The 7,701-nt window shown below is 64.4% G+C and carries 6 protein-coding genes; 3 read left to right on the plus strand and 3 right to left on the minus strand.

Translation table 11 applies throughout. The annotated features are described in order from the left end of the window. On the plus strand, positions 1-1,806 hold a 1,806-nt coding region (locus AC1DS3_RS32730), incomplete at its 5' end, for an efflux RND transporter permease subunit (RefSeq protein WP_477128786.1). A gap of 252 nt (positions 1,807-2,058) precedes the next feature. Beyond that, a complete protein-coding gene (locus tag AC1DS3_RS32735) occupies positions 2,059-3,165 on the plus strand; it encodes a helix-turn-helix domain-containing protein (RefSeq protein WP_477128787.1) in 1,107 nt (368 codons plus the stop codon). A gap of 147 nt (positions 3,166-3,312) precedes the next feature. Here AC1DS3_RS32735 and AC1DS3_RS32740 read toward each other — a convergent pair whose 3' ends face one another. Next, on the minus strand, positions 3,313-3,801 hold the full coding sequence (locus tag AC1DS3_RS32740; protein ID WP_441634620.1) for a hypothetical protein: 489 nt from the start codon (positions 3,799-3,801) through the stop codon (positions 3,313-3,315). 19 nt (positions 3,802-3,820) lie between these two features. Further along, complete coding sequence (locus tag AC1DS3_RS32745; RefSeq protein WP_477128788.1) at positions 3,821-5,785, minus strand: S8 family peptidase; 1,965 nt, start codon at positions 5,783-5,785, stop codon at positions 3,821-3,823. Positions 5,786-6,134: 349 nt separating this feature from the next. Between AC1DS3_RS32745 and AC1DS3_RS32750 the strand changes: the two genes are divergently transcribed. After that, positions 6,135-6,731 carry an alpha/beta fold hydrolase gene (locus AC1DS3_RS32750; RefSeq protein WP_477128789.1) on the plus strand — a complete coding sequence of 199 codons (597 nt, stop codon included), beginning with the start codon at positions 6,135-6,137 and terminating at the stop codon, positions 6,729-6,731. A gap of 14 nt (positions 6,732-6,745) precedes the next feature. Here AC1DS3_RS32750 and AC1DS3_RS32755 read toward each other — a convergent pair. Continuing rightward, positions 6,746-7,701 (minus strand): dipeptidase (locus AC1DS3_RS32755; protein WP_477128790.1); only part of this gene is annotated, 956 nt, incomplete at its 5' end.

The following is a 7,701-nucleotide window of genomic DNA, read 5'->3' on the forward strand; positions in this document are numbered from 1 at the left end:
CTGGTCAAGGCGGTGCAGGAAGTGGCCACGCCCGTGATCGTCGGCGTGGGCATCATCATCCTGGTGTTCCTGCCGCTGATGACGCTGACCGGCATGGAAGGCAAGATGTTCGCGCCGCTGGCGTTCACCATCTCGATTGCGCTGGCGATCTCGTTGTTCCTGTCGCTGACGCTSTCGCCGGTGYTGTCSKCCTACCTGCTCAAGGGCGGCGCSGAGCAYGAYACCWRGCTSATCGCGTTCATGAAGCGCCACTACCTGCGCATGCTGCATTGGGCACTGAACAACAGCCGCAAGACCGTGATTGGCGCGGTGGTGGCATTCATGGCCACCGTGGCCATCGTGCCGCTGCTGGGCACCTCCTTTATCCCCGAGATGAAGGAGGGCTCGATCGTGCCGGCGCTGGACCGCGTGCCTAACATCTCGCTGGAGGAATCGGTCAAGCTGGAGATGGAAGCCAACAAGCTGGTGCTGTCGGTGCCCGGCGTGAAGTCGGTGGTGTCCGGCGTGGGCCGCGGCGAAAGCCCGGCCGACCCGCAGGGCCAGAATGAATCGACACCGATTGCCAGCCTGAAGGACCGCGACGAGTGGCCCGACGGCTGGACCCAGGACGATATCGCCAACGCCATCCGCGAGAAGCTCAAGGCCATCCCCGGCGTGCAGATCGTGATGGCGCAGCCGATTTCCGACCGCGTCGACGAGATGGTCAGCGGCGTGCGCTCGGACGTGGCGGTGAAGGTGTTCGGCGACGACCTCGACAAGCTGCGCGACCTGGCCGGCGAGATCGCGCGGGTTGCCGGCGGCATCCAGGGCTCGCAGGACATCCGCATCGAGCGGATCTCCGGGCAGCAATACCTGTCGATCGAGATMGACCGCCAGGCCATTGCGCGATATGGGCTCAATGCCTCCGACATCCACGACATCATCGAGATCGCCATCGGCGGCAAGCGCGCCACGGACATCTTCGAGGGCGAGCGCCGCTTTGCCGCGGCGGTGCGCCTGCCCGAAGCATTCCGCGACAACGTGYAGGCCATCCGCCAGCTGCTGGTGGCCACGCCCAACGGCGCCCAGGTGCCGCTGCAAAGCGTGGCCAGGATCGAGGTCACCGACGGCCCCGCGCAGATCAGCCGCGAAATGGCCAAGCGCCGCGTGGTGGTGATGATCAACGTGAAGGACCGCGACCTCGGCGGATTCGTCGCCGAGCTGCAGCAGGCCGCGGGCGCCAAGGTCAAGCTGCCGGAAGGCTACTACCTGGAGTGGGGCGGCCAGTTCCAGAACATGGAGCGCGCCATGGGCCACCTGAAGATCATCGTGCCGGTGACCATCGCCGCGATCTTCTTCCTGCTGTTCCTGCTGTTCAACTCCGTGCGTTTTGCCACGCTGATCATCACCGTGCTGCCGTTTGCCTCCATCGGCGGCATCATCGGCTTGTTCGTCACCGGCGAGTACCTGTCGGTGCCGGCCTCGGTGGGCTTTATCGCCCTGTGGGGCATGGCGGTGCTCAACGGCGTGGTGCTGGTGTCGTACATCCGCACGCTGCGTGACTCCGGCTTGTCGCTGGACCAGGCGGTGATCCAGGGCGCGACCCAGCGATTCCGCCCGGTGATGATGACGGCCACCATCGCCATGCTGGGGCTGGTGCCTTTCCTGTTCTCCACCGGCCCGGGCTCCGAAGTGCAGCGCGCGCTCGCGGTGGTGGTGATCGGCGGGCTGATCACCTCGACCCTGCTGACGCTGGTGATGGTGCCTACGTTGTATCGCTGGTTCGATAACCGGAAACCGGACCCGATGAAGGACGTGCCGGTGTAACGCAGAGACATCGCACAGTCAGGCAACGCCCCACTCGGTCCCGGTGGGGCGTTTTTCTTTGGGGCAAGCCGCCGCGCTAACGCATGACCGCATCCATTCGATATCATGTGCCCTGCAGCGGGCCGGCGCGCATGCTACGGCATGGCGGCGCACCGGGGTGACGGGGTGACGGGGTCGCGATGCGGAGTGCGCCGAAGCCTTTTACCGGCCCCAAAAAAAAGGAATCGCGTGGCAGGCCCAGCATCAGCACAGATGGCGGCAGAACCCGAAACCGGTGCGCAGGCAGACGGCGCGGCGGCGGCGACGCCGCCGCAAGTGCATGTCCGGCTCGATGGGCGGGCACTTCCCGACGCCTGCCAACTCTGGCGCGCAGCGCTATCGCCGCTCTTTGACGTGGAGATTGGCGCCGCGCCCGACGCGTTCTCGGCCGAGCTGATGGGCGTCCATCTAGGCGATAGCCTGATCGCCCGTGTCGGGGGCTCCGTGGCGCATCGCTTCAAGCGGGGCAGCGTTGAGATCCGGCGCAGCAATATCGACCACATCCTGATCCAGCTTTACGTCACGGGCGGCGTTCAGGGCGAGTATGGCAACCGGCCGTTCCATGCGAGCGAGGGATCGATCAGCCTGCTCGACCTGGGGCGGACGTTGGATAGCCGGACGCCGGCGTTTTCGAACATCACCCTCACCGTGCCGCGCGACCGCCTTCCCGCCTCGCTGAGGAGCTGCAACCTGCACGGCACCGTGCTGGATGCCGGCCAGGGTTCCACACGCTTGCTGGCGTCTCACCTGTCGCAACTCATGCTGGCCGGCGCCAGCCTGACAGCGCAGGAGATGGCCGCATCGGTCACCGCGGCGCTGATCATGCTGGAGGGCAGCGGAGCCAGGCTGCGCGATAGCGAGCCCKAAGTGCAAACGGCGGCACGCCGCAGCATGCGCAAGCTGGTACGGCGCTATATCGAACAACATCTGGCCACGGAAKGGCTCTCGCCGGAGCAAGTTGCCAGCGTCTTCCGCCTGTCGCGAGCCAGCCTCTACCGGCTGTTCGAKAGCGACGGCGGCGTGAACGCCTACATCCAGGGCAGGCGGCTGGATCGCTGTTTCGATGAACTGGCCCGATCCAAGGGCAGCGGGCTCAGTATCGCCGAGCTGGCATATCGTTACGGCTATTCCAACGAGAGCACGTTCAGCCGCGCCTTTCGCCGCCGCTYCAGCCTGAGTCCGCGGGAGGTGCGCGCGCTCGCGGAGCGTCCCCGCAACAGCTGGTCTGCGGCGTCTGCCAGCGGCAGTGAAGCTGCCACCATCAACGAATGGCTGGAGAGCCTGCGGAGCGAATTCACCGCCATCGGCACCGGCGCCTGACTGCAAGGCCTCAGCCCTCGATGTCGATCGCCTGCCCGCCGCACTGCGTGTAGCACGCCAGGCAAGCACCGCCGCATTGGCAAGGCCCCGGGCGGCCGGGGTCTTCAAGCGCGGCAGGAAGGCGTGACTTCGGCCGCGAAAGCCGGCTCAGCGCACCTTGGGCTTGCCATACCGGATCGGGACATCGACCGCCGCCCCCGGCGCAAGCAGTGTCTTGAGCTGCTCCCTGGCGTTGACCGCATCCTGGAACGAAGCAAACGTCAACTGGCTGATGCTCATGTGATCGAAGTACTGGACCCCGATAGCGGCGTGGCTTAGCTTGCCGATCGTCTGCTGGACTTCCTGGGTCGATACTTGCGAAACGACCACCTCGTTGCGGCTTTCGCCCACAACGCCCCGATCGTTGACGACCAGCGTCACCGCACTGCCCGCGGCGCCCGCGTTCTTCGCCGAGGCCGGCAGCGTCTGGAACGACTGGCTGCCAAGGCGAACGACCGTCGTGCCCGCAAGGCTCTTCCATTGCGCGGGCGACAGCTGTTGCCCAGCCACAAAGGTCGACGCGCCCGCGTAGCACAGCGTGGTGGCAAGCGCCGCGACGCCGGACAGCAAGACCCTGAAGGACAAATTCACTTTCATCATCATTCTCCTCGCCCCGTTATTTCGCGGCAATCACACGGTATTCAACAGCCAAGGGTTTGCTGAGCTTGACRCTGACGCCATCGGCTTCCGGCTGGAAACTGCTGCACGTGCCGGGCGCCGCGGTGGCCGGCATCACGCTGACCGCATACACCTCCCAATTCCCGGCGGCGTTCTCGCCATGGAATGCATAGCTGCCTAGCCCGTAGCTTTTCACTTCCGGAACGCCCGTGCTGTAGTAGCTGTTGTATGGAACAGCGAGCGCGGATAGGGTTCCGGAAGGCGATTTGACAAAGACACCAACGCTGCCGACGCAGATCGAGCCGCTTAGTCTTAGCTGCAGGGCATCCACCTTGTCGTTGCCGCCGGCCGTGAATTGCCCCAGCTTCTGGACCGAGCCGTACTTGAGCTGGGCGCTATCGGCGAAGGCCTTGGTGAAACCGCCAATGGCCAGGGCTGCCGGCTTGTAGGCACTGTATGCCTTCGCCAGCCTGACAGCGGCCGCGGCATCCGCCAGGCCGAAGCCGTACCAGTTCGAGTAGTAGTTGCCTGCGGCATTCTTTTGCCAGCCCAGGTCCAGCCGCGCCGTTTGGCTGCCATCGACGAGGCTGGCATCCGTGCTGGCGGTGAATGTCCCCTGCTTCAGGTCAAGCCGGAGATTCCGGTTGTTGCGCGCGCCATAGTCCGGATCGATTCTCCTGGCGGTGACGCGAAGAATCTCGCGCACGTCTCGCCACGTCAGGTTTGGATTTGCCGCCAGCATCAGTGAAACGACCCCTGAAATGGTCGGGGTAGCGGCCGAGGTGCCGTTCATGCTGGCATAGTCGCAGTTTGCGTTATCTTTCTTGTTGGTTGCGCTGCCGCCAATGCTGAATGCGTTGGTGAGTTCCAGGAAGTTGCGGCTATAGCCTTTCGCGCAAGAAGTCAGGTCGGTCGAGAAGATCATCGTACCGGAGCCAAGCTCTCCGTATTGCCCCGCTTCCCCGAATTCACCGCCAAGCCCGGTGATCCAGTTGACCGCCCCGGCGTTGGAGTAGCTTGACTTGATGCCCTTGGCGTTGGCCGCGCCGACCAGGATGACGCCTGGCTCCAGCGCCTCGGTGTCGTTCGCGGGATTCTCGCAGCTGATGACGCCGTGTATCCCATCGATATCGGGGCAGAACCTGGGGTCGTCGCCGCCGGTGTTGTTGTACTCATTGCCCGAGGCCTTTACCATGACCAGGCCCTTGCCGCTTCTCAGGTTCGGAAAGGCCCTGATGACGGAGCTGCTCCCGGATTCGGTGTCGTACTCGTCCGGCACCACGGGATTGCCTCCGTATGATGCATTGACGATGTGGGCATTCCTGGACCAGTCGGCACCACCGTAGGCCTGCAAGATACTGGCATTCGCGGTGCCGATGAAACGCGCGCCGCCAAGGGTCGCGCGGGGCGCGATGCCAATCACGCCTTTCCCGTTCTGCGCCGCGCTGATGATGCCGGCGACATGGGTGCCATGGGCCTCCGCAATGTTATTGGGGATATCGGCGGGCGTGGGGTTGTTGGTGCCGTCGTCAAAGTTGTAAGTCATCGACCCGTTCACATTGGCGGCCAGGTCCTCATTGCCGATATCGACGCCGTCGTCGAGCACCAGGACATTGACACCCTGGCCTTTGATGCCCGCGGCATGCACGTCTTCCACGTTGAGATCGGTGATGCCATCCGCGATCCCGGAGAGAGACTTGAAGTAGCTGGTCGCCTGCTTGAGCGCCCATTGGTAGATGTAGAGCGGCTCCGTGGCCCCGGTCTGGCAGGCGAACTTCGCATCCACGCCGGTTTCGGCGCAGGTGGACGCCGGAGACCCTGGCGTGGGCGCGGCGGGCGTCTGAGCGTTCGCGGCCGCTTTGTCTTGGTTGTCGCCCCCGCATGCCGAGAGCGCGGCGGCGGCCAGGAGTGTCAGCGATATGAATGTCGTCCTACTTTTCAGCATGAGATGTCCCGCCTTCAATATTGTGTTTTCAGTACGCTATGGCTCGTGCCAGGCGCATCCCGCAGGGACTGCATGGTGTCGGCCAGCCGCGGCGCGCTGCGCCGGACACAAGCTGCGCTGCCGGGCTGCTATCGAGAATCCTTGGGATGGCCTGGTCGTGCGGCCCGGGGCCGCACTCTTGCTGGAGGGGTGGCGCGTACCACGAACCGGCGCCAATTCTTGCAGAGTTATCGTTTCGTCACTTGACGCTGCGTCTCACAAAAACCGACGTTCCGTCTCACATGGATGTTCCTGTCCCGGAGCGCGCATTGGCCGAGCGAGCGCCGTAGAATCGATCTCCTGATCGACGCCGTCTGAGCCAATCACGATGCTCCCACTGATCCTTTTGCCTGCCATGCCGTGTGACGCGCGCTTGTATCGCGCCCAGCTTGAAGGCTTGTCGGATATCGTCGACGCGGAAGTCAAAGTCCTCGCGGAGGAGAGTTTCGCCGCGAGCGCCGATCTTCTGCTATCCCAGGTCAAAGGCCGCTTTATCGTTGCCGGTACCGCATACGGCGGTTGTCTCGCCATGGAGGTACTTGCCAGAGCCCCGGAACGCGTGGCAGGGCTTTGGCTGATGAACTGCAACCCCGGCATGCATCCGGACCCTGCTGGCGTACGGGCGATCAGTGCACGAATCCGCAATGGTGAACATGCCGCGGTGACGCAGGAATTCGCCGAGAAGGCGATTCCACCGGCCGACACGCTCTCGCGAGCGATGTTCGTGCAGATGGCGCAGGATTGCGGGGCGGCGCTGTTTGCCCGCCAGTCGGATGCCACCCTGACACGACGGGATCATTGGGGCACGCTTGCGTCGGTGGAGGTTCCGGCGCTATTGATCTGGGGGGCGGCCGATACAGGTTTCGCGACCGCGACTAACGCAAGGCAACGTAATGCGACGCAGCCGGCAAACATTGGCACATAGCAGCGGCCACTGCCTCACTGCATTGTCTTCAGATCCCCGATGCGGATCAGCATCTCGGTGAACATCTGCATGTCCAGGTCCAGGTCGGCAACTTCCTTGTACTCCTTGGCGTTGTGCGCGGTGTACTTCTTGCCGGGCATGGCGGGGCCGAAGTTGATGGCATTCGGCATCAGCTTGGCGGTGGTGCTGCCGGCGGTGGGCACGGGCTTGGCTTCCAGTCCCGTGGTGTCGCCGAAGATGTTGAGCAGCGTGGATAGCCACGCGCCTTTAGGGTCGCGCGCCATCCAGTCGCCCTGGTCGTGGCTGATGGTCACCGTTGCGTGGTTGGCGGCAGCCCAGGCGTTGATCTTGTCGGCCACGGCCTTGGACAGGGCTTGCGGCGTGTTGCCGCGCGGCATGCGCACGTTGGTGGTGACCTCCAACTGGCCATTTTTTTCCTGGACGAGGTTGGGCGACAGGGTGAGCGGGCCCATGAAGTCGTCCTTGTAGGCCACGCCCATTTTCTCGCCGAGGTAGCCGGTGCCATACAGGTCGTCGAGGTACTTCGCTGCACGGGCGTAGTGGTTGTCGGCCAGCACGATGCCGGATTCCCGCAGGAACAGCGTCAGGCGCGGCAGGGGATTCACGCCTTCCTCGGGCCGGGAGCCGTGGGCGGAACTGCCGGTGACCTTGACCTCCAGGCTGTCGGCGCGCTGGGTGATATCGATGGCGAACTTGCCCTGCGGCGCGTACTTTTCGATAAAGGCGGCGCGTGCTGCTTCAAGCTGGGTGCGGGCTGCGTTCAGGTCGCCGCCCTTGAGTTGCGCGCTCGCGGTTTGCGGCACGGCGTTGGCGGCGGCCGCGCCGCTCATGCCGACGATGGCGGTGGCGTTGCCGTCGGTGGCCTGCACGGGGAAGAACACCTTCAGGCTGCCAGAGCCTTTCTCGGCCACCACGGCGGGGTATTTGCTGTCGAGCACGATGTTGTACT

The sequence above is a fragment of the Cupriavidus sp. 01L46 genome (assembly GCF_056399905.1).

Excerpts from the sequence above, each read along its gene's own strand:
- AC1DS3_RS32740 (WP_441634620.1), bottom strand. The coding sequence starts at position 3,801 with ATGAAAGTGAATTTGTCCTTCAGGGTCTTGCTGTCCGGCGTCGCGGCG.
- AC1DS3_RS32750 (WP_477128789.1), top strand. The coding sequence starts at position 6,135 with ATGCTCCCACTGATCCTTTTGCCTGCCATGCCGTGTGACGCGCGCTTG.